This is a genomic window from Vibrio sp. HI00D65 (genome assembly GCF_001635455.1).
GTDB lineage: Bacteria > Pseudomonadota > Gammaproteobacteria > Enterobacterales > Vibrionaceae > Vibrio.
On record NZ_LWEH01000013.1, the window covers coordinates 127,757 to 150,328 of the forward strand.

Here is a 22,572-nt window from a genome sequence, read left to right on the forward strand (position 1 = left end):
ACAGCTTTCATGCGGAGATAAGTAATGAAGCGAGTAATGTTGTTCCTTGCAACCAACCTTGCGGTTGTATTGGTTCTAAGTGTTGTTCTTAATATTGTATACGCAGTCACAGGTATGCAACCAGGTAGCCTCTCAGGCTTACTGGTGATGGCTGCGGTATTCGGTTTCGGCGGCTCATTCATCTCACTAATGATGTCAAAGAAAATGGCACTTCGTTCTGTTGGCGGTATGGTGATTGAAAGCCCGCGTAACGAAACAGAACATTGGTTGATGGAGACGGTAAGCCGTCAATCTCAACAGGTTGGTATTGGTATGCCGACAGTGGCGATCTATGACTCGCCAGACATCAACGCATTTGCAACTGGTGCTAAGCGTGACGATTCATTGGTCGCGGTATCAACTGGTTTGCTACACAACATGACGCGTGATGAAGCTGAAGCGGTACTGGCGCATGAAGTTAGCCACATCGCAAACGGCGACATGGTGACAATGACGTTGATGCAAGGTGTTGTGAACACGTTCGTTATTTTCTTATCTCGTTTCATTGCCAACATTGTGGCATCGAATGACAACGAGGAAGAAGGTGGTAGCAACATGATGGTGTACTTCGGTGTGTCTATGGTGTTGGAATTGGTATTTGGCTTCCTAGCGAGCTTCATCACCATGTGGTACAGCCGTCATCGTGAGTTCCATGCCGATGCAGGTGCTGCTCACTTGGTGGGTAAAGAGAAGATGATTGCTGCACTAGAACGTCTAAAGATGAGCCACGAGCCACAACTAGAAGGTTCTATGATGGCACTTGGTATCAACGGTAAGCGTTCTCTAACAGAGCTTCTAATGAGCCACCCACCGCTAGATAAGCGCATCGCGTCTCTGCGTAATATGTAATCTCTAACACCATTAGAGAATATTAAAGGCTTCCTTCGGGAGGCCTTTTTTGATCTCAACTGTTAAGACCGGAGATTGAAGGGATGTGGTTTTCGTTATTGTGAGAGTTTAGCTCTATCAAAATGAGGTTAGGACTGGTTTTTGGTTTCTTGTTTGATAACTCTTGCGTTGCTTGCACACGTTATTGCACGCAACAAAAAAGGCTTTCACATGGAAAGCCTTCTCATATCATCTAATTCGAACCTCGAATTATAGCTTGTCAGTTAGCTCAGCAGCTTGACCGATGTAGTTCGCTGGAGTCATCTCTTTTAGACGAACTTTCTCGTTTTCAGGGATCTCTAGACCATCGATGAATGCACGCATGCCTTCGCCGTCTACACGCTTACCACGAGTTAGTTCTTTAAGCTTCTCGTATGGCTTCTCGATGCCGTAACGACGCATTACTGTTTGTACTGGTTCAGCTAGAACTTCCCAGTTCTTGTCTAGTTCAGCAAGTAGTGCTTCGCGGTTAACTTCTAGCTTGCTAATACCTTTCAGAGTTGAAGTGTATGCAATGATAGCGTAGCCAACACCAACACCTAGGTTACGAAGAACCGTAGAGTCAGTTAGGTCACGTTGCCAGCGAGAAACTGGAAGTTTTTGTGCTAGGTGGCCGAATACAGCGTTAGCTAGACCAAGGTTGCCTTCCGAGTTTTCGAAGTCAATTGGGTTAACTTTATGCGGCATTGTAGAAGAGCCGATCTCACCAGCAATCGTCTTCTGCTTGAAGTGGCCAAGCGCAATGTAGCCCCAAACGTCACGGTCGAAGTCTAGAAGAATAGTGTTGAAACGAGCAATCGCGTCGAATAGCTCAGCGATGTAATCGTGAGGTTCGATTTGAGTTGTGTACGGGTTCCAAGTTACACCAAGAGATTCAGTGATGAACTCTTCAGAGAACTGGTGCCAATCTACTTCTGGGTATGCAGAAAGGTGTGCGTTGTAGTTACCAACAGCGCCGTTGATTTTAGCGAGGATCTCAACGTTTTCGATTTGCTTGTATTGACGTTCCATACGATACGCAACGTTAGCCATCTCTTTACCCATAGTAGAAGGTGAAGCAGGCTGACCGTGTGTACGAGAAAGAAGAGGAATGTCGCGGTATTCGTTCGCAAGTGCTTTGATTGCGTCGATTACGTTGCGGATTTCTGGAAGAACAACTTCGTCACGAGCTTCTTTAAGCATAAGCGCGTGAGACGTGTTGTTGATGTCTTCAGAAGTACATGCAAAGTGAATGAATTCGTTAACAGCGTGAAGCTCAGGAACGCCAGCTACTTTCTCTTTCAAGAAGTACTCAACCGCTTTTACGTCGTGGTTTGTTGTGCGCTCGATCTCTTTGATACGTAGAGCGTCTTCTTCGCTGAAGTTAGCGGCTAGTTCATCAAGAAACTGGTTAGCTTCTGCACTGAACGCTGGTACTTCTTTGATTGCATCAGTAGCTGCAAGCTTTTGTAACCAACGAATTTCAACGATAGAGCGGTACTTTAGTAGACCAAACTCACTAAAGATGCTGCGTAATGCAATAGTCTTACTTCCGTAACGGCCGTCTACTGGTGAAACAGCAGTCAATGCTGACAGTTCCATGGTGTTCTCCTGAATTGAGTTTTCAAAATTTTGAGAGGTTTATACCAGTAACACTCTCAATTGTCACGCATATTGCGCAAACGTTTGCGTGAGGGTTGTATTGATACAAAAAAACAAGCTCGCGACGAGACGCGAGCCAATAAGTTACATTCGAGCTAATAGGATTTGAGCCTGCTCGATCATCTTCTTGCGACCGAAGATAAGGTGACGACGTTTGCCGCCCACCTGACGCCATAGAACAGCACTTCGAATCCCTGAGAGTAGTAGGGCACGAACCTTATGTTGGGTCGAGGTTTGTTGAAGTACCGCAGGCGTGCCAGAAACCTGAATACGAGGGCCGATTGGGCTCACAACATCAAGGTAGATGCTCGCTAGGTTGCTGACCATCTGCTCGTCAAACAAGTCGAAATGCTCACTCTGGCGCTCTGCAGTTTGAATGCGGTCACCAAGCTGAGACATAGAGTCGTTGCGAGATGATAGCTTACGTTCAAGCGCCATTAAGCTGATGATGTAACGAGTGATATCGCTACCAGCAGGAGTACTATCGATACCTTTTACTAGACACTCAAGACCTAATTTTAGGTTAGCTTCACGTCCAAAAACACCAACAGTGTTTGCTGGGCTAGTATTCAAAATAGCACTGAGTGAGGCTTCGAAGGCATCTTTATCACAATGGCCGTCTTTCGCTACTTGTTGAACCAAAGCCACAGCTTGGCAAATTCCGGCGAAAGCAATAGTACGGTCATAAAGTGTATTAGCCACGTAGTAACTCCTAGTTATCTTCTATCGTTTGTCGTTCGATCAGTTAGATGCGTTTTTCGATGATACCACCGCCAAGACATACGTCGTCTTGGTAGAATACTGCAGATTGACCTGGAGTCACTGCGATCTGTGGCTCGTCAAAAATAACCTTAATGTTCTCGTCATCAATTGGGATGATTGTACAAGGAATATCGGTTTGACGGTAACGTGTTTTCACCGTGCATGTCATAACTTCAGTAATTGGTGCGCGATTTACCCAATGAAGCTGAGAAGCGATTAAACCTTCTGATTTAAGAAGAGGGTGTTCTTTACCTTGTACGGCAATCAGAACATTACGCTTAAGGTCTTTTTCACCAACAAACCATGGTTCTTCATTACCGCCACCACCTTTGGTACCGCCAATGTGAAGGCCTTTACGTTGGCCCAGCGTGTGGTACATCAAGCCATTGTGTTTACCAATCACTTTACCTTCTGGTGTTTCGATGTCACCTGGTTGTGCTGGTAGGTATTTGCCAAGGAATTCTGTGAACTTACGCTCACCGATAAAGCATATACCTGTAGAATCTTTCTTCTTCGCTGTGATTAAGTCTTGCTCTTCAGCAATACGTCGTACTTCTGGTTTCTCTAATTCACCAACTGGGAATAGGCTGCGCGCGACTTGGTCTGAGCTTAGCGTGTAAAGGAAGTAGCTTTGGTCTTTGTTACTGTCTAGACCACGTAGCATTTCTGGTTTTACGCCAGCATCTAACTCTTCTTGAGTTGGGAAAGTACGACGAACATAGTGACCCATCGCAATGTAGTCTGCGTCTAGTACTTCATCGGCAAACTCTAAGAATGCTTTGAATTTGATTTCTTTGTTACAAAGAATATCAGGGTTAGGCGTACGACCTGCTTTGTATTCCGCAAGGAAGTATTCGAACACATTGTCCCAGTATTCCGCAGCAAAGTTGATAGTGTGAAGGTGGATACCTAGTTTGTCACATACCGCCTGAGCATCAGCAAGATCTTCAGCTGCCGTGCAGTATTCTTCGTTATCGTCTTCTTCCCAGTTTTTCATGAAAAGGCCTTCTACTTGATAGCCTTGTTGCTGAAGAAGATACGCCGATACTGACGAATCTACACCGCCGGACATACCGACAATTACTTTCTTTTCGCTGTTTCCAGAGCTGATATCTGACATGTCTAAACACCGTTACTATTACTTGATCGCAGATTCTAACAGAAAGAGAAACGCCGTGACAGATCCGAGACCGGAATCACAGTTTCATTTGCACAAATAGTGCGCTGACTTTGCTAGTAATCGCATGAGAGCGAGGTGAGTCGCTAGGATGTCAGAAGTATATGTGGCATAGTCGCTCGAAATCCAAGACTTGAGATAACAAAATGTCTGAACAAAATGAATTTATGCAAGAAGAGCAGTTGATTGAAATTATTGAAAATCAGCTAGAAGACGGTCAGCCAATTAAAGTAAAAGAGACTTTACTGCGCCTTATGATGACAGGCACACCGCGTGAAGACGCAATTGCAGCAATGGCATGTGCACTTGCGGTTGAAGTATTTGACGTAATGAAAAATGGCGCAGAGTTTAATCAAAAGCGCTATGCCGAGCATTTAGAGATGCTGCCTGATTTAAGCTTTATGGAAGGTGAATAAAAAAATAACTCAGCAAACGTTTGCTATAGTTTGAACGATTGCCGCGTTAAATATAGCGCGGTAGAATCCGCCACCTATTTCCCTTTGACTTAGACTAGCCCTATGAAATTCCCTGGACAACGTAAATCAAAGCACTATTTTCCGGTTCACGCACGTGACCCATTAGTGAGCCAAGCTCAAAGCAGTAAAAGAATGTCACGCACTCATATTATCGGTATTGACCAAACTTTGGTTGATATTGAAGCAAAAGTGAGTTCTGAACTTATTGAGAAGTATGGTTTAAGTAAGGGACACTCACTGGTTATCGGTGATGAAGCGGCTGAGTCTTTGTATCAAGAACTAAAAGAACAGTGCCTAATTACCAATGAATATGCTGGTGGTACTATCGGTAATACATTGCACAATTACTCAGTACTTGCGGATGACCGTTCAACGCTACTCGGTGTAATGAGCCAAGATATTAAAATTGGTAGCTATGGTTACCGCTATTTATGTAATACATCAAGCAGAATGGACTTGAACCATTTACAAGGGGTAGATGGAGCAATTGGTCGCTGCTTTGCATTAATTACTGAAGACGGTGAGCGTACTTTCGCAATTAGCGAAGGACAAATGAACCAACTAAAACCAGACAGTATTCCTGAAAAGATTTTCAAAAGTGCTTCTGCTTTAGTATTAACGGCTTATTTAGTTCGTTGTAAGCCAGGTGACCCGATGCCTGAAGCAACAATGAAAGCGATCGAATACGCGAAGAAATACGATGTGCCTGTTGTTTTAACACTGGGTACTAAATTCGTTATTCAAGACGATCCTGAATTCTGGAAAGATTTCTTAGAGCAGCACGTAACAGTTGTTGCAATGAATGAAGACGAAGCCGAAGCTCTAACTGGCGAAAGCGATCCACTCGCTGCTTCTGATAAGGCGCTAGATTGGGTAGACCTAGTACTATGTACTGCAGGTCCTGTTGGTCTATTTATGGCGGGTTACACGGAAGATGCAGCGAAACGTGAAACATCACTGCCTTTACTTCCAGGTTCAATTGCTGAATTTAACCGTTATGAATTTAGCCGTCCGGCTCATAAAGATTTATGTGAAAACCCTACTAAAGTTTATTCACATATTGCGCCTTATATGGGCGGTCCTGAGAAAATCAAAAATACCAATGGTGCAGGTGATGCGGCTTTATCTGCTCTATTACATGATATGGCAGCGAATAAGTACCACAAAGAAAACGTGCCAAACTCAAGTAAGCACCAGCATTCATTCTTGACGTATTCTTCTTTCTCACAAGTTTGTAAATATTCGAACCGTGCGAGCTACGAAGTATTGGTTCAGCACTCTCCACGTTTATCTCGCGGTCTTCCTGAAAGAGAAGATAGCCTAGAAGAAGCGTACTGGGAAAGATAAGAAATTTTGTTCATCCGCTGTGCAAAAGTTTATCAAATGCGCAGTATGTTTATAAAACACATTAATTAGTAAAAAAATATAAAAAAGGCTCCCAAAAGAGCCTTTTTTGTTTCTTGATATATTGAAGCCGTAAATAATACTCTAGTCGACTTAAATATTAACTATATTGCTTAGTCGGTAATTGGATTGCTCACTCTACAAACTAAACGCTTAGATAGCGAAATCTTCTAGAGATTTACCAGCATCTAGTTGTTCTTGTATAGCTGAAGGTGTGCGACCTTGGCCTGTCCAAGTTTTCTCGTCGCCGTTTGCATCTACATATTTGTATTTAGCTGGGCGAGGAGCGCGTTTAGCTTTTGCTGACTTAGACTTTGCTTCGCCAGAAAGCGCAGCAATAAGATCAGCAACATCAATTCCGTCTTTTGCGATTTGCTCAGCAATAGCAGAAAGTTTAGCTTCTTGTGCTGCTTTAGCCGCACGTTCTTCAGCTTCAGACTCCTGACGCTCTTGTACAACAATAGTTAGCTTGTCTAGCGCTTCTTCTAGTTGCTCAAGAGTTAATTCACGTGAGAATGCGCGAAGGCTACGGATATTTAATAGAGTTTTTGTTAATTCAGACATGATATTTTCCATCAAGGTAAACTAAATAATCCACCTAATAATAAACAGAGCTTGGGAATAAAACAAATAGTATTTCTTTTATTACATATTTAAATATAAAAGTGAGATGAATAGTTGAAAATTCCCATGCTCCTTTCTATTGCATTTACAATAGATATTAAGAATATCTTAATATCTGATATGTGACTGGTGGAGTAATTCCACTATGTAGACTATTCTTTGGTTGATTAGTTCATAAATAAAAAGCTACTTTTCTTGGAATGATATGTTGCATTGTTGCTCTTGATGGGTACAATTGCGGCTACCTGATGCGATGTTTGGGTTAATCATTTGTTAAACTACTGTTTGAGTGGTAAATAATGTCGTCGCACGTAGAGGTGCAATTATAAAAAGTAGTTTTCGTTGGGGTGATGCCAATGAACGAAGATGAAAGGTGTAATTGCCGAAGTAAATTGTATATCTAAGCAATTTGCTGGGGTTGTGCTCAATAGGTACAACACTGCCATAGTCTTAATTTTAAACTATGGAGCGCTACTGTAGGGTTGGGTGAAGTGTTCACTTCCCTTTCGCTTAGTTCAACATGAACTTGGTCATCTGTATCAAGTTTGTCTGCAGTAGATCTCTAGCCAAATAAAAAACTGGTTTTTGAAGATCATGAATTTAATAGATTTTGCAACATCTCCTTTATCTTTGCTTCCGCCACTTGTGGCTTTGAGCCTTGCTATCGTTACCCGCCGTGTATTGGTTTCTTTGGGTGTCGGTATCGTTATGGGTGCTATTTTACTTGCTGATTACTCAGTGGGTAATGCCGCTAGCTACGTATTTACAAAAGCATCTGGTGTTTTCATTGAAGATGGCGGTATCAACACTTGGAATATGAGCATCATTGCTTTCCTAATTATCCTGGGAATGACAACGGCGCTACTAACACTATCTGGCGGTACTCGCGCATTCGCTGAATGGGCTCAGTCTCGCGTTAAAAGCAAGCGCGGTTCAAAACTGCTTGCAGCTTTCTTAGGCGTATTCATCTTTGTGGATGATTACTTCAATAGCTTGGCGGTAGGTGCGATCTCTCGTCCTGTAACAGACCGTTTCTATGTATCTCGCGCTAAGCTAGCTTATATTCTTGATTCTACTGCAGCTCCAATGTGTGTGATCATGCCTGCTTCTAGTTGGGGTGCTTACATCATTACTATTATCGGTGGCATCCTAGTAACACACGGTGTGACTGAGTATTCAGCCCTCGGCGCTTACGTTCGCCTAATTCCAATGAACTTCTATGCGGTATTTGCACTTCTTATGGTGTTCGCAGTGGCGTGGTTCGGTCTAGATATTGGTAAGATGCGTGATCACGAGATCGAAGCATCTCAAGGTCGTGGCTTTGAAGGTGACAATGACAGCCAACAAGCTCACGATTTAAATGAAGAGCTAGATATCGAAGAGAGCGAGAATGGTTCTGTTTCTGACTTAATCATGCCGATCGTTTCATTGATCGTCGCGACGGTTGCAGCGATGCTTTACACTGGCGGCCAAGCGCTAGCTGCTGACGGTCAAGCGTTTAATCTACTTGGTGCATTCGAAAATACAGATGTTGGTAAGTCTCTTGTTTACGGTGGCATCATCGGTCTTCTTGTTGCACTTGCGACCGTATTTAAGCAGAAGTTATCTATGGCAGGCATCGCAAGAACGATGTGGATCGGTGCAAGCTCTATGTTTGGCGCTATCCTAATTCTTGTGTTTGCTTGGACTATCGGTTCTGTAATCGGTGACATGAAAACAGGTACGTACTTGTCTTCTCTAGTAACAGGCAGCATTGATTACCACTGGTTACCGGTTATCTTGTTCCTACTTGCAGGCATCATGGCTTTCTCTACCGGTACTTCATGGGGTACGTTCGGTATTATGCTACCTATCGCGGGTGATATGGCTGCAGCATCGGATATTGCACTGATTCTTCCTATGCTAAGTGCGGTTCTAGCGGGCGCTGTGTTTGGTGACCACTGTTCTCCAATTTCAGATACAACGATTCTGTCTTCGACAGGTGCTCGTTGTAACCACATCGACCACGTATCAACACAGCTTCCATACGCGTTATCAGTAGCGTTTGTATCGTGCATAGGCTTTATTACCCTAGGTATGACAGCTTCTATCGGTATTGCATTCAGCGCGGCAGCTCTAACGTTCGTCGCTGTGTGTTTCGCTCTGGCTTATTTCTCTCGCTGCAAAATGGCGACATGCAAAAGCTAAAAACGAAAGTTAATCAGTAAGCTATCAGGGAGGCGTTAGCCTCCCTTTTTTGTGCCTGTTAATTTAATTTTAAGTTTCGAGAAAAAAGTTCGAATTAATGGTTGAAAAAGGAACTTACCTTGGTTAGTGTGGAGATAAGACAGCAAACAACCTAATAAATGATAATTATGCGTAAATTAGTAATGAACATTCACCACCATCATCACCCTAACTAGTCTTTCGGGGAGATTTACGTATACCCGGGAGCAAGATTACTCCCGGAGGTTAAGTCAAAAGAATTTAGATTTAAACCCTCGGGATGACAGAGTCTTCCGAGGGTTTTTTAGTTTTAGCGCTTTGAAATAATCAATAAATTCAAATATTTGCACAGGGATACAGCAATGCAGACACAACGCCTAAGAATCGCAATTCAAAAGAAAGGTCGCCTAAGTAAAGAGTGCCAAGACCTACTAAAAAAATGTGGTGTTAAATTTAACATCATGGGTGAGCGCCTAGTCGTTCATTCACTAAATATGCCTATTGACCTGCTGCTAGTTCGTGATGACGACATCCCAGGTCTCATCATGGATGGTGTGGTTGACCTTGGTTTTATCGGTGAAAACGAGCTTGAAGAAGTTCGCCTAGATCGCCTTGCTCTTAAAGAGCCTGCAGAGTTCGAAACACTACGTCGTCTAGATTTCGGTGGCTGCCGTTTATCTATCGCAATTAACAAAGATGAACAGTACAACGGCCCACAAGATCTAGCGGGCAAGCGTATTGCAACAACCTACCCACAACTACTTAAAGCCTACATGGACGAGCAGGGTGTTGACTTCAGCACTTGTATGCTAACAGGCTCGGTTGAAGTCGCTCCTCGCGCTGGCCTAGCTGACGCAATCGCGGACTTGGTTTCTACCGGCGCAACGCTAGAAGCAAACGGCCTAAAAGAAGCGGAAGTGATTTTTCAGTCTAAAGCGACTTTGATTCAACGTACTGGTGAATTTGACGCAGACAAAACGGCATTGATTGAAAAACTACTGACTCGTATGCAGGGTGTTCAACAAGCGAAAGAGTCGAAGTATATCATGCTACACGCGCCAACATCTCAGCTTGAGCAAATCAAAGCACTACTGCCTGGCGCTGAGGATCCAACAGTACTGCCACTTTCAACAGACAAAGATAAAGTTGCCGTTCACCTAGTAAGTACCGAGAACTTGTTCTGGGAAACGATGGAACAGCTGAAAGAGTTAGGCGCAAGCTCGATTCTAGTACTACCAATCGAAAAAATGATGGGGTAATGACGATGAGAACCGTTGTTTGGCAATCTTTAAGTGAATCACAGCAAGACTCGGTATTAGAGCGTCCTGCTATTGCTGCAGGTGCAAACATCACAGCGACAGTTTCTGATGTTATTGCAAAAGTACGAAATGAAGGCGATGCAGCGCTTAAAGAACTGACTGAGAAGTTTGACCGCGTTACTCCAAAATCAATTCGAGTGAACTCGGATGAAATTGAAGAAGCAAGCGCTCGTTTAACTCCAGAAATGAAGCAGGCGCTAGAACAAGCTTACAGCAATATTGCTAAGTTCCACGAAGCACAGAAACCTCAACCAATTAAGGTTGAGACGCAACCAGGTGTTATGTGTGAGCAAGTGACACGTGCGATTAACACGGTTGGTCTGTACATCCCAGGTGGCAGTGCGCCGCTTCCGTCAACGGTTCTTATGTTAGGTGTTCCCGCTCAAATCGCAGGTTGTCGCAAGGTTGTACTTTGTTCGCCTCCGCCAATCGCTGACGAAATTTTGTATGTCGCTAAGCTTTGTAAGATCGATGAGGTTTACAATGTTGGTGGTGGTCAAGCGGTTGCTGCGATGGCCTACGGTACGGAAAGTGTTGCTAAAGTCGATAAGATTTTCGGCCCAGGTAATGCTTTTGTGACTGAAGCAAAACGCCAAGTAAGCAACGACTTCCGCGGCGCGGCGATTGATATGCCAGCGGGCCCATCAGAAGTGCTAGTCATTGCTGATGAAACAGCAGACGCAGACTTCATTGCTGCTGACTTGTTGAGCCAAGCGGAGCACGGTCCTGACTCTCAAGTGGTGTTGGTCACACCTTCTCCATTGATTGCGGATCAAGTGACCGATTCCGTTCAAAAACAATTGAAAGAGTTGTCTCGTGCGAGTATCGCTCAGCAAGCATTGGCATCAAGCCTAATCATCATTGCTGAATCCATCACTCAAGCGATTGCGATTTCAAACTTCTACGGTCCTGAACACTTGATCGTTCAAACCAAGAACCCACGTGAATTGCTGCCATTGCTAGACAATGCAGGCTCTATCTTCCTTGGCGATTGGTCTCCAGAATCGGCAGGCGATTATGCTTCTGGTACTAACCACGTATTGCCGACTTACGGTTACACCAAGACATACTCTAGCCTTGGTTTAGCTGATTTCTCAAAACGTATGACAGTACAAGAATTGAGCGCTGATGGGCTAAAAGGCTTAGCTCCAACAGTTGTTACTATGGCGGAAGCCGAAGGCTTGGATGCTCACAAACGTGCTGTGACTATTCGAGTTGAAAAGTTAAACCAAGTTAAATAAGGGCAGGGCATGGAAAAGTTAGCAAGAAAACAAGTTCAGGCTCTCACACCTTACTTGTCTGCAAGACGCATTGGCGGTACTGGTGATGTATGGTTAAACGCCAACGAATCTCCGTTTGATAACGAGTACAACTTAAAACTGTCTCGTCTTAATCGTTACAGCGAGTGTCAGCCTAAAGAGTTGATTGATGCTTACGCGCAATATGCAGGTGTGAAATCAGATCAAACTCTGACGACACGAGGCGCTGATGAAGGTATCGAACTGCTGATTCGTGCTTTTTGTGAGCCGAATGAAGACGCTATCCTTTACTGTCCACCAACCTACGGTATGTACGCAATCAGTGCAGAAACCATCGGTGTTGAGCGTAAAGTTGTGCCTCTAACTGCAGAGTGGCAACTTGACCTTCCTGCGATTGAAGCCCAGCTAAACAAGGTGAAAGTGGTGTTTGTGTGTAGCCCAAATAACCCAACTGGTAATTTGGTTGAACGTAAGGACATCATCAAGCTACTTCAGATGACACAAGATAAAGCAATTGTTGTGATGGATGAAGCGTACATCGACTTTTGCCCAGAAGCATCAACCGTTGATTTGCTTGAGCAATACCCGAACCTAGCGATTCTGCGTACTCTGTCTAAAGCTTTTGCATTGGCTGGACTACGCTGCGGCTTTACGCTAGCGAACCAAGAGCTTATCGATGTATTGTTGAAAGTGATTGCACCATACCCAGTGCCAATCCCCGTTACTGATATCGCAGTTCAAGCACTTTCAGAACAAGGTCTCGCAAGAGCGAAGTTTCAGGTTCTGGATTTAAGTGCTAACCGAGCGTACCTACAGGCTGGTCTGATGGGAATGCCTAACGTTACGGTATTCGATGGTTGGGGGAACTACCTTTTGGTTAAATTCCCGAACGGTGACGAACTGTTTAAAGCAGCATGGGACAGCGGCATTATCTTACGTAATTCGCCAATTAAAGACTGTGTTCGAATTAGTATTGGTAACCGCGAAGAGTGCGAGAAGACACTTGGATTCATTCGTAACTTTTACCAGTAACGAAAGGCTTGCCAGTAATAACATTTGTCAGCCTTGATTCGATAAACAGGCTGATAAATGAAACTTATATTTTGGGTTAGCGTTTAATTTTAGCTAGGCCACCAGATTTAAAATTAAAAGGAAGTTCAAGTGAGTAAACAACAAAAAATACTTTTTATAGACCGCGACGGCACCTTAATTGTTGAGCCGCCAGTCGATTTTCAAGTAGACCGTTTAGACAAACTGAAATTTGAACCGCTAGTGATTCCTAGCCTGCTTGCACTGCAAGACGCTGGCTACCGCTTAGTAATGGTAACTAACCAAGATGGACTTGGTACTGATAACTACCCACAAGAAGATTTCGATGCGCCACATAACATGATGATTGATTTCTTTGAATCTCAAGGCGTAAAGTTTGATGACGTGCTTATTTGCCCTCACTTTGACGAAGACAACTGCTCTTGCCGTAAGCCAAAATTGGGCATGGTTAAAGAGTACCTGCAAGGCGGTAAAGTAGACTTCCAACACTCTGTTGTGATTGGTGATCGCGTGACTGACCTGCAATTGGCAGAGAACATGGCAATCCGTGGTATTCAGTATGGTCCGGATGCTGAAACAGAAGGCACACTTAACTGGCCACAAATTGTTAAAGACTTAACGGTCAACGCTCGTGTTGCTGAAGTGATTCGAACTACGAAAGAAACGGACATTAAGGTAGCGGTAAACCTTGATGAAACGGGCGACAACAAGATTGACACTGGTATGGGTTTCTTCGACCATATGCTTGATCAAATTGCAACGCACGGTGGTTTCCAAATGAACCTGACTGTGAAAGGCGATCTGCACATTGACGATCACCACACGGTAGAAGACACAGCGCTTGCGTTAGGCCAAGCTTTGAAAGATGCGCTAGGCGACAAACGTGGCATTGGCCGCTTTGGTTTTAGCTTGCCAATGGATGAGTGTTTAGCTCAGTGTGCGTTAGACCTTTCTGGCCGTCCATACCTGAAGTTTGATGCAGAGTTTAGCCGCGAGCAAGTGGGGGACCTGTCAACGGAAATGGTGGTTCACTTCTTCCGTTCTCTAACTGACACGCTAGCTTGTACGCTACACCTTTCTTCTGCTGGCAATAATGATCACCACATTATTGAGAGCCTATTCAAAGCATTTGGTCGTACTATGCGCCAAGCAATTAAAGTTGAAGGTAACGATTTACCAAGCAGCAAAGGCGTTCTGTAAGGAATCGGTATGAAAGAGCAGAAAGTAGTTATTATTGATACGGGTTGTGCCAACGTCTCATCGGTTAAATTTGCGATTGAACGTCTAGGGTACACCGTTGAAATTTCAAAAGAGCCAGAAGTGGTTCTTGCAGCCGACAAGCTATTTCTACCTGGTGTAGGTACAGCAAATGAAGCAATGAAAAACTTACAAGAGCGCGATCTTGTCGCTCTTGTAAAGCAAGTAGAGAAGCCTCTGCTTGGTATTTGTTTAGGCATGCAGCTTCTTGGTAAGTTATCTCAAGAAAAAGGCCAAAAGGCCGATGAGCTAGTTGAATGTTTAGGCTTGTGTGAGGGTGAAGTTCGTTTACTGGATACGGGCGATTTACCACTGCCACACATGGGCTGGAACACAGTCACTGCAACACCGAATCACTCTCTATTTAAAGACATTGAAGAAGGCGAGTACTTTTACTTTGTTCACAGCTTCGCAATGCCAGTAGGTGACTACACCATCGCACAGTGTAATTACGGCAATCCGTTTACCGCAGCGGTGCAAAGCGGTAACTATTATGGTGTTCAGTTCCACCCAGAACGTTCATCAAAAGCTGGTTCTAAACTGATTCAGAACTTCTTGGAATTGTAATAAGGATTAGGCAGCGGCTGACGTTGCCATATAAGGAATGTAAATGATTATTCCCGCATTAGATTTAATTGAAGGCCAAGTAGTTCGCTTATTTCAAGGGGACTACGGTCAAGTAACAGAATATAAAGTAGACCCAGCAGAGCAGTTCAACCTATATCACCAAGCTGGTGCTGACTGGTTGCACCTTGTTGATTTAACAGGTGCAAAAGACACGACAGCTCGCCAGTTAGACCTGATCGCTAAGCTACTTGATAGTACGCCAGCTAACATTCAAATTGGCGGCGGTGTACGTAATGAGCAAGATGTGATTGATCTATTGGAAGCCGGAGCACAACGTGTTGTTGTTGGCTCAACAGCAGTGAAACAGCCAGAGCTTGTTAAAGGATGGATGGAAAAGTACGGTGCTGAAAAAATCGTTCTTGCTCTGGATATCAACATTGACGAAAACGGTACTCGCAAAGTTGCGATTTCAGGTTGGCAGGAAGATTCAGGTGTGACCATTGAGGCGCTAATTGAAGATTACTTGACCGTTGGTCTTAAGCACGTTCTGTGTACTGACATCTCTCGTGATGGCACGCTAGTAGGATCAAACGTAGAGCTTTACGTGGATCTTTGTAAGCAGTACCCGCAGGTTGAGTTCCAGTCATCGGGCGGTATTGGCAGCCTAGCAGACATCGAAGCGCTAAAAGGTAGCGGTGTTGCTGGTGTAATTGTGGGTCGTGCGCTACTTGATGGTAAGTTCACCGCAGAGGAGGCATTTGCATGCTGGCAAAGCGAATAATTCCTTGTTTGGATGTCCGTGACGGACAAGTGGTTAAGGGCGTTCAGTTCCGTAACCACGAAATCATTGGCGATATCGTTCCGCTAGCACAGCGCTATGCAGAAGAGGGCGCGGATGAGTTAGTATTTTACGATATCACGGCATCAAGTGATGGACGTGTTGTTGATAAGAGTTGGGTAAAGCGTGTTGCAGAGGTGATTGATATTCCTTTCTGTGTCGCTGGTGGTATTAAGTCGGCTGAAGATGCAGCGCGTATTCTTGAGTTTGGAGCTGACAAAGTATCCATTAACTCGCCAGCGCTGGCTAAACCTCAATTGATCACTGACCTTGCTGATAAATTCGGTGTGCAATGTATCGTTGTTGGCATCGACTCATACTTTGATAAAGAAACCGGTAAGTACCAGGTTTACCAATTCACTGGCGATGAAGCGCGTACCAAAGCAACCAAGTGGGAAACCAAAGATTGGGTGCAGGAAGTGCAGAAACGCGGTGCTGGTGAAATTGTGTTGAACATGATGAACCAAGATGGTGTTCGCAACGGCTATGACCTTGAGCAACTCAACATGGTACGTGAAGTCTGTAACGTTCCATTGATTGCTTCGGGTGGCGCAGGTGCAATGGAGCACTTCGCAGAAGCGTACAACAAAACTAATGTGGATGGAGCACTTGCGGCTTCAGTATTTCACAAACAAGTCATCAATATTGGTGAATTAAAGCAGTATCTAAAACAACAAGGTGTAGAGGTGCGTCTATGAGTTTTGCAGCGACAGAAGTAAATACGCTAGCTGAACGTATCAATTGGGATAAAGTCGACGGTCTCGTCCCTGCGATTGTACAAGATTTCCAGTCAAGCCAAGTGCTGATGATGGGTTACATGAACCAAGATGCGCTAGCAAAGACGGGCGAAACAGGTCAAGTGACCTTCTTCTCTCGTACTAAAGAGCGCCTCTGGACTAAAGGTGAGACTTCAGGAAATGTTCTGCAACTGGTGAATATGTCACTGGACTGCGACAACGATACCTTGCTAGTAAAAGTGAACCCAATTGGTCCTACGTGTCACTTGGGTACGACAACATGCTGGGATTCTGATCCACAGGAAGAGTCTCAGATGGTGTGGCTTCATCAACTTGAGCAGCTACTGGCTGCCCGCAAGGACGCAGATCCTTACTCTTCTTACACTGCCAGCTTATATGCCCGTGGCACCAAGCGTATATCGCAAAAAGTGGGTGAAGAAGGCGTTGAAGTCGCGCTTGCGGCGACGTCGGGTGATAATGCGGAATTAGTGTGTGAATCTGCGGATTTGATTTACCACTTGATGGTGCTTCTTCAAGACCAAGGCTTATCGATGAACGATGTGGTGAATATGCTAAAAGAGCGTCATAAGTAAGCTTTCTTTCAGATATATCTAGATTAGCTAAGGCCCCGTTAACAACTATGTTTACGGGGCTTTTTGAGTGTTCTATCCTGTGTATCTCTTCCACATTTAGGTCTCGTCATTCCGAGGAGCCTAAGTGACATCAGGAATCTCTACTTCTAATCTGGCTTCCTATGCGTACGAGTTAGCCACAGCACTTCTTGTATTTCTTACCGCTGCCACAAATACACGGGTCATTACGGCCGATCTTAAAGCTCTCTACGGTTTGGTTTAGGCGAGGGTCAATCATAGGCTCAGGTTGGCTTTGTTCTGGAAACTCACCATCGATATAGAACCAATGGCCGTTTTCACGAACGAAACGAGAGCGTTCTTGCATACAGTATTGCGCGCCATCTTCATTAAAATAGGCTTTAAATTCAACATAGCCCTCGTTTTCGTGGGAACCAGCAGCAGTGTCGATAACTTCTAAGCCTGCCCAATCACTGTTGATCGAATCAGCAATGCCTTCTCTTTGTACTTCAGCATTGCAGCTAGGATGGTAGGTAGCAACCACATAATCGACCAACCCTAAAACATGCGCGGAATAACGCGAGCGCATCAACTGCTCTGGCGTTTCAACTGAGCTGTGATCAAGGTGTGCTGATTCACAGCACTGAAGGTAATTATTGTTGCTACCACATGGGCATAAAGACATAGTCAGATCCTGTAAAATGGCCTCTGAGTAAGAGGCCATAAATGAATGCGTTGGAGTTTAACAAGAAATTAAGGTCCACTAAAGAGGACGTTTCTACCAAGCCAATGGTTGATTAAGCAGGAGCTAACAAATCTTGCGCCCAGGCTGTCGCTTCGTCATAGGCGAGGCCGAGTTGAGCCTCACTGAGTTTGAGGAGTTTACGAATGCGGGTCGTTTCTTCCCATCGAGCTTGTTCATAAGCAACAACCATGGCTAAGACCGCACCTAATACACCTTTGCGCAGTATTAGTGCTTGTTTTATCTCTGCGTCAATTGGCACAGAATCCAGAACCTGTTTTAACGGTTGATCGAACAATGAATCTAATAACGAGAACATACCGGTTAAGAAAGCTTGTCCTGGCTCCACTTTCACGTTCATCTTTTCGACTAACAGTTCACACTGGCGAGCGCGAATGACAGCTAAGCCGTAAAGTGAGTCAGGCTTGTCTTCCTTCGCAGACGCAATCGCAACAAGAGAAACAAATTTACGCAGCTTCTGCTCTCCTAGGTAAACTAATGCTTGTCGGAAAGAGCGAATGGTCGTCGCTGAGCCACCTGCCGAGTTTACGTAGGTAAGCAGCTTATATGAAAGCGTAACATCTAAGGTGATCAGGCGTTCTACTTCGCCAAAATCAATAGGATCGTTGGCGATCTCTTTCAACAGTTGCACGATAGTTAAAAAAGCAGGATTGAGTGCTCGAGTTTGAATCATCTCTGGCTTGCTAAAAAAGTAGCCTTGGAAGTAGCTGAAACCCGCTCTATTTGCTTCTTGATATTCCTCATAAGTCTCTACTTTTTCAGCAAGAAACTTAATATCTAACCCTTTCAATGAGCTCATGAACATCGAAGCTTTTTCAATAGAGACTAAACGAATATCGAATTTGATAATCGATACGTAAGGTAGGAAACGCTTCCAAGCCTTACTTGGTACAAAGTCATCTAATGCAATAGTGTAACCAGCATCATAGATGGCCTTGATCGCCTCAAGTAACTCGTCAGTTGGTTCGCAGTCTTCTAGAACTTCAACGACTAAGCTTTCTTTGGGGAACAGAGTCGGGACTAAGTTGATCAGGCTTGCATAAGGGAAGTTAACGAAACCAAGTTTGTCACCCAAGGTATTGTAGTGAGTCGATAAGAAATGGTCAGATAGCAAACGACTAGTAGCGAGTTCCGGCTCTACTTCAGGGAAAGTGTTCTTAGGACCATCCCTGAATAGCAACTCGTAACCTATGGTTTTCTTGTCTGCATCGAGTATTGGTTGACGCGCTACGTATGAATATTTCAACTTGGTACTGTGTTCGGTTTATTTCAGATAGGATAGAGAGATGATAGCTAATTCACTAGAAATTACCATATACAATCTAAGAAAGTCTGACCCACTATAATAATCAAACTGAAAGTTTAAGGCTGTTGTTGAAAGCTATTGCTAAACGCTCGATTCTGTAGTTCAAAACTTTTCGGGGTAAACACCAGTACAGAGCCTTGTGTATACCAATCACCAAGTACAATACGAGTTTTAGTGCAATTGTTAGCATCAAAAGTGTGGACGTTTGGACGATGGGTATGGCCGTGGATCATGAGGTCAACATTGTTTTTCTCCATCACGTTTTCGACCTCTTGTTGTGACACATCCATGATGTCTAGCGACTTAGTCTGCTTATCATCTTTAATATCAGACTGAACTTTTGAAACGATTTTCTTCTTAATAAAGAATGGAATTCTGTTGAAGATCCATTGTAGCCAAGGCTGGTGTACTTTCTCACGGAAAGCGAGGTACTTTACGTCTTCAGTACATAGAGTGTCACCATGCAGTACCACGGCTTTTTGCCCGTAGATATCGATAGTCGTCACTTCGTCGAGAAGCTGCACACCAGTCTGCTTGGCAAATCTTTTGCCGACTAAAAAGTCACGGTTACCTTGCGTGAAGTAACAAGGGACACCAGCTTTCACCAAATCGATAAATGCTTCGCGAATGGAATTGGCGAATTCACTTTTATCGTCGTCACCAATCCAGAATTCAAACAGATCACCTAATACGTAGAGTGCATCCGCTTCTACCGCTTCATTCTTCATGAAGGTTAGGAAGCAGTCCGTAATGTCTTGTCGTGACGGAGCAAGGTGAAGGTCTGATATAAAATATGTTTTCATAGATCTAAAAAAAGGGAGCGATTCGCTCCCTGTATCCTGATTTTATCGGCTCATCAATTATTAATACTAACCGAAAGCAAGTAATTAAGCTTCGATTGTTGTACCAGTGATGATCACTTCTTCTAGTGGTACGTCTTGGTGCATACCCATAGAACCAGTGCTAACACCTTTGATCTTGTTTACTACGTCCATGCCTTCTACAACTTCTGCGAATACACAGTAACCCCAACCGTCTAGGCTTTCGCTGCGGAAGTTAAGGAAAGAGTTGTCGTTTACGTTGATGAAGAACTGAGAGCTCGCTGAGTGCGGTTCCATAGTACGAGCCATTGCTAGCGTACCAACTTTGTTCGCTAGACCGTTGTTTGCTTCGTTCTTGATAGTAGCGCGAGTTGCTTTTTCTTTAAGGCCAGAAGTCATGCCGCCGCCTTGAATCATGAAACCATCGATAACACGGTGGAATAGTGTGTTGTCGTAGAAACCGTCACGGCAATACTGTAGGAAGTTTGCGCTTGTTTCTGGTGCTTTTTCTTCGTTTAGTTGAACTTTGATGTCACCAAAATTTGTGTGAAGGATGATCATGATTGTTACCTTACTGTTTTTTTAATATGAAAAGCGATTCTAGCCTAGTTTGATTGAGTTTCAAAATACGAAATCGTCAATAGATAACAAGGAGTTTAGCTGATTTGATGGTGAAAGGTATTACCTATTAAGGTATGACTTGTTATACTGCGAGCTTATTTTGATTAATCCATAAAATAGATAGAGATCATGCTAAAGATATATAACACGCTCACAAGACAGAAAGAGGAATTCAAACCAATTACAGTTGGCAAAGTCGGCATGTATGTCTGTGGGGTAACCATATACGATCTCTGTCATATTGGTCATGGCCGTACGTTCGTTTCTTTCGACGTTGTGACTCGTTACTTGCGTTACTTAGGTTACGACCTAACGTTTGTTCGTAACATCACTGACATCGATGACAAAATCATCAAGCGTGCGAATGAAAACGGTGAGTCTTGCGATTCTCTGACTGAGCGCTTAATCGGTGAAATGCACGCTGACTTCGATGCGTTGAACATGAAGCGTCCAGACGTTGAGCCTCGTGCAACGGAATTTATTACTGAAATCATTGAGCTTGTAGAAAAGCTGATTAAACGTGGTTTTGCTTATGTTGCAAGTAACGGCGATGTAATGTTTGAAGTTAAGAAGTTTGATGAATACGGCAAGCTTTCTAAGCAAGACCTAGATCAGCTTCAAGCTGGTGCTCGTGTTGATGTTGACTCTGCAAAACGTAGCCCGTTAGATTTCGTGGTTTGGAAGATGTCTAAGCCGGGTGAACCAACATGGGAATCACCATGGGGCCCAGGTCGTCCAGGTTGGCACATTGAATGTTCAGCAATGAACTCGTCTATTCTTGGTAATCACTTCGATATCCACGGTGGCGGTTCGGATCTGCAGTTCCCACACCACGAGAACGAAATCGCGCAATCTTGCTGTGCACACGGTACTGACTATGTAAACACATGGATGCACAGTGGCATGGTGATGGTAGACAGAGAGAAGATGTCTAAGTCTCTAGGAAACTTCTTCACTATCCGTGATGTCCTGGCACACTACGATGCGGAAACGGTTCGTTACTTCCTAATGTCTGGTCACTACCGTAGCCAACTTAACTACAGCGAAGACAACTTAAACCAAGCTCGTGCATCACTTGAGCGTCTGTACACATCACTTCGTGGTCTAGATCTTACTGCAGCCCCTGCTGGTGGCGAAGAGTACGTATCACGCTTTACCGCAGCGATGAACGATGACTTCAATACGCCAGAAGCATACTCAGTACTGTTTGAAATGGCGCGTGAAATCAACCGTATCAAGACAGAAAGTATTGAAAAAGCGAGTGGACTTGGTGCATTGATGCGTGAGCTTGCGGATATCATCGGTATTCTTCACCAAGATCCAGAAGCTTTCTTACAAGGTGATGCTGCAGGTAACGATGACGAAGTGGCTGAAATCGAAGCGCTGATCAAATTGCGTAACGATTCGCGTGCTTCTAAGGATTGGGCAAATGCCGACCTTGCACGTGATAAGTTAAACGAATTAGGTATCGTTCTGGAAGACGGTCCAGAAGGTACGACTTGGCGTCGCAAGTAAATCTTAGAAAAAAGGGCTGATTTTCAGCCCTTTTTTCTAGCAAAAATTCTCGAATTTCATCTTTTCAATATTTAACTTTATTAAACAGGAATATTTCTGTGGCTCAGATGTATTTTTATTACTCAGCAATGAATGCGGGTAAATCGACAACGCTTCTTCAATCTTCATTCAACTACCAAGAGCGCGGCATGACGCCAGTGATCTTTACAGCAGCAATCGATGATCGCTACGGTATTGGTAAAGTGAGTTCTCGAATTGGTCTGCAATCTGAAGCGCAGCTTTTTAAGAATGACACGAATCTTTTCGAGGCGATTAACGAGCTGAACGAGCAAGAAAAGCGTCACTGTGTACTGATTGATGAGTGTCAGTTCTTGTCGAAAGAGCAGGTATATCAGTTAACTGAAGTGGTTGATAAACTGCATATTCCTGTACTGTGCTACGGTTTACGTACCGACTTCCTAGGTGAGTTATTTGAAGGCAGCCGTTACTTGCTGTCTTGGGCAGATAAACTGGTTGAGCTTAAAACTATCTGTCACTGTGGGCGCAAAGCTAACATGGTAATTCGTACTGATGAGCACGGTGTCGCGATCGCGGAAGGTGATCAAGTGGCAATTGGTGGCAACGACAAATACGTGTCTGTATGTCGTCTTCACTACAAAGAAGCGCTTGGTAAATAAACACGTCTTACGTCCTGTGACAATAGTTGAAAGGCA

Annotated in this window: 22 protein-coding genes, 1 riboswitch and 1 other annotated feature; of the genes, 14 read left to right on the forward strand and 8 right to left on the reverse strand. The window is 44.1% G+C overall.

From position 1 onward, the window contains the following. Positions 1-24 precede the first annotated feature (24 nt). Positions 25-888, forward strand: a complete 864-nt coding sequence (gene htpX / locus A3712_RS03730) for a protease HtpX (protein ID WP_063522341.1) — start codon at positions 25-27, stop codon at positions 886-888. 249 nt (positions 889-1,137) lie between these two features. On the opposite strand, the gene purB is transcribed toward htpX, so the two are convergent. The 3 genes from purB to mnmA all read right to left on the reverse strand — a co-directional run bounded on the left by purB (position 1,138) and on the right by mnmA (position 4,450). Next, on the reverse strand, positions 1,138-2,508 hold the full coding sequence (purB, locus tag A3712_RS03735) for an adenylosuccinate lyase (RefSeq protein WP_063522342.1): 1,371 nt from the start codon (positions 2,506-2,508) through the stop codon (positions 1,138-1,140). 144 nt (positions 2,509-2,652) lie between these two features. Next, on the reverse strand, positions 2,653-3,270 hold the full coding sequence (gene hflD, locus A3712_RS03740) for a high frequency lysogenization protein HflD (RefSeq protein ID WP_063522343.1): 618 nt from the start codon (positions 3,268-3,270) through the stop codon (positions 2,653-2,655). 43 nt (positions 3,271-3,313) lie between these two features. Next, a complete protein-coding gene (mnmA, locus tag A3712_RS03745; RefSeq protein ID WP_063522344.1) occupies positions 3,314-4,450 on the reverse strand; it encodes a tRNA 2-thiouridine(34) synthase MnmA in 1,137 nt (378 codons plus the stop codon). 203 nt (positions 4,451-4,653) lie between these two features. Here mnmA and A3712_RS03750 point away from each other — a divergent pair, with 203 nt between their 5' ends. Both A3712_RS03750 and A3712_RS03755 read left to right on the forward strand, forming a co-directional pair. Then, positions 4,654-4,923 carry a hypothetical protein gene (locus A3712_RS03750; RefSeq protein WP_063522345.1) on the forward strand — a complete coding sequence of 90 codons (270 nt, stop codon included), beginning with the start codon at positions 4,654-4,656 and terminating at the stop codon, positions 4,921-4,923. 102 nt (positions 4,924-5,025) lie between these two features. Further along, positions 5,026-6,330, forward strand: coding sequence for an inosine/guanosine kinase (locus tag A3712_RS03755; RefSeq protein ID WP_063522346.1), 1,305 nt, complete (start codon positions 5,026-5,028; stop codon positions 6,328-6,330). 210 nt (positions 6,331-6,540) lie between these two features. Here A3712_RS03755 and A3712_RS03760 read toward each other — a convergent pair whose 3' ends face one another. Beyond that, positions 6,541-6,951, reverse strand: coding sequence for an H-NS family histone-like protein (locus A3712_RS03760; protein WP_063522347.1), 411 nt, complete (start codon positions 6,949-6,951; stop codon positions 6,541-6,543). Positions 6,952-7,315: 364 nt separating this feature from the next. Further along, positions 7,316-7,493, forward strand: a riboswitch (Lysine riboswitch). A 112-nt stretch (positions 7,494-7,605) separates the two neighbouring features. Between A3712_RS03760 and A3712_RS03765 the strand changes: the two genes are divergently transcribed. The 9 genes from A3712_RS03765 to hisIE all read left to right on the forward strand — a co-directional run bounded on the left by A3712_RS03765 (position 7,606) and on the right by hisIE (position 16,836). Continuing rightward, positions 7,606-9,198, forward strand: coding sequence for a Na+/H+ antiporter NhaC family protein (locus tag A3712_RS03765; protein ID WP_063522348.1), 1,593 nt, complete (start codon positions 7,606-7,608; stop codon positions 9,196-9,198). Between the two features lie 190 nt (positions 9,199-9,388). Next, positions 9,389-9,525 (forward strand) — a sequence feature (His leader region). A 53-nt stretch (positions 9,526-9,578) separates the two neighbouring features. Further along, positions 9,579-10,475, forward strand: coding sequence for an ATP phosphoribosyltransferase (gene hisG / locus A3712_RS03770; protein WP_008223531.1), 897 nt, complete (start codon positions 9,579-9,581; stop codon positions 10,473-10,475). After that, positions 10,475-11,776 (forward strand): histidinol dehydrogenase, encoded by a 1,302-nt coding sequence (hisD, locus tag A3712_RS03775; protein WP_063522349.1) that lies wholly within the window; start codon positions 10,475-10,477, stop codon positions 11,774-11,776. Before hisG ends, hisD begins: the two co-directional genes overlap by 1 nt. Positions 11,777-11,785: 9 nt before the next feature. Beyond that, complete coding sequence (hisC, locus tag A3712_RS03780) at positions 11,786-12,826, forward strand: histidinol-phosphate transaminase (protein ID WP_063522350.1); 1,041 nt, start codon at positions 11,786-11,788, stop codon at positions 12,824-12,826. Positions 12,827-12,955: 129 nt separating this feature from the next. Next, positions 12,956-14,044, forward strand: a complete 1,089-nt coding sequence (gene hisB, locus A3712_RS03785; RefSeq protein ID WP_063522351.1) for a bifunctional histidinol-phosphatase/imidazoleglycerol-phosphate dehydratase HisB — start codon at positions 12,956-12,958, stop codon at positions 14,042-14,044. A 9-nt stretch (positions 14,045-14,053) separates the two neighbouring features. Then, positions 14,054-14,668 (forward strand): imidazole glycerol phosphate synthase subunit HisH, encoded by a 615-nt coding sequence (hisH, locus tag A3712_RS03790; RefSeq protein WP_063522352.1) that lies wholly within the window; start codon positions 14,054-14,056, stop codon positions 14,666-14,668. 43 nt (positions 14,669-14,711) lie between these two features. Continuing rightward, entirely contained in the window at positions 14,712-15,449 is a 738-nt protein-coding gene (gene hisA / locus A3712_RS03795; RefSeq protein WP_063522353.1) for a 1-(5-phosphoribosyl)-5-[(5-phosphoribosylamino)methylideneamino]imidazole-4-carboxamide isomerase, read from the forward strand. After that, positions 15,431-16,204: an imidazole glycerol phosphate synthase subunit HisF gene (gene hisF / locus A3712_RS03800; RefSeq protein ID WP_063522354.1), complete on the forward strand. Its 774-nt coding sequence runs from the start codon at positions 15,431-15,433 to the stop codon at positions 16,202-16,204. Before hisA ends, hisF begins: the two co-directional genes overlap by 19 nt. Beyond that, complete coding sequence (hisIE, locus tag A3712_RS03805; RefSeq protein ID WP_063522355.1) at positions 16,201-16,836, forward strand: bifunctional phosphoribosyl-AMP cyclohydrolase/phosphoribosyl-ATP diphosphatase HisIE; 636 nt, start codon at positions 16,201-16,203, stop codon at positions 16,834-16,836. Before hisF ends, hisIE begins: the two co-directional genes overlap by 4 nt. 172 nt (positions 16,837-17,008) lie before the next feature. Here hisIE and A3712_RS03810 read toward each other — a convergent pair whose 3' ends face one another. From A3712_RS03810 to A3712_RS03825, 4 genes are all read right to left on the reverse strand, one after another. Further along, a complete protein-coding gene (locus tag A3712_RS03810) occupies positions 17,009-17,518 on the reverse strand; it encodes a YchJ family protein (RefSeq protein WP_063522356.1) in 510 nt (169 codons plus the stop codon). 112 nt (positions 17,519-17,630) lie between these two features. Beyond that, positions 17,631-18,842: an EAL and HDOD domain-containing protein gene (locus A3712_RS03815; RefSeq protein WP_063522357.1), complete on the reverse strand. Its 1,212-nt coding sequence runs from the start codon at positions 18,840-18,842 to the stop codon at positions 17,631-17,633. A 116-nt stretch (positions 18,843-18,958) separates the two neighbouring features. After that, on the reverse strand, positions 18,959-19,705 hold the full coding sequence (gene lpxH, locus A3712_RS03820) for a UDP-2,3-diacylglucosamine diphosphatase (protein ID WP_063522358.1): 747 nt from the start codon (positions 19,703-19,705) through the stop codon (positions 18,959-18,961). Between the two features lie 84 nt (positions 19,706-19,789). After that, complete coding sequence (locus A3712_RS03825) at positions 19,790-20,284, reverse strand: peptidylprolyl isomerase (protein WP_004742032.1); 495 nt, start codon at positions 20,282-20,284, stop codon at positions 19,790-19,792. Positions 20,285-20,473: 189 nt separating this feature from the next. Between A3712_RS03825 and cysS the strand changes: the two genes are divergently transcribed. Beyond that, a complete protein-coding gene (gene cysS, locus A3712_RS03830) occupies positions 20,474-21,859 on the forward strand; it encodes a cysteine--tRNA ligase (protein WP_063522359.1) in 1,386 nt (461 codons plus the stop codon). A 98-nt stretch (positions 21,860-21,957) separates the two neighbouring features. Then, a complete protein-coding gene (locus tag A3712_RS03835; protein ID WP_063522360.1) occupies positions 21,958-22,536 on the forward strand; it encodes a thymidine kinase in 579 nt (192 codons plus the stop codon). Positions 22,537-22,572 lie beyond the last annotated feature (36 nt).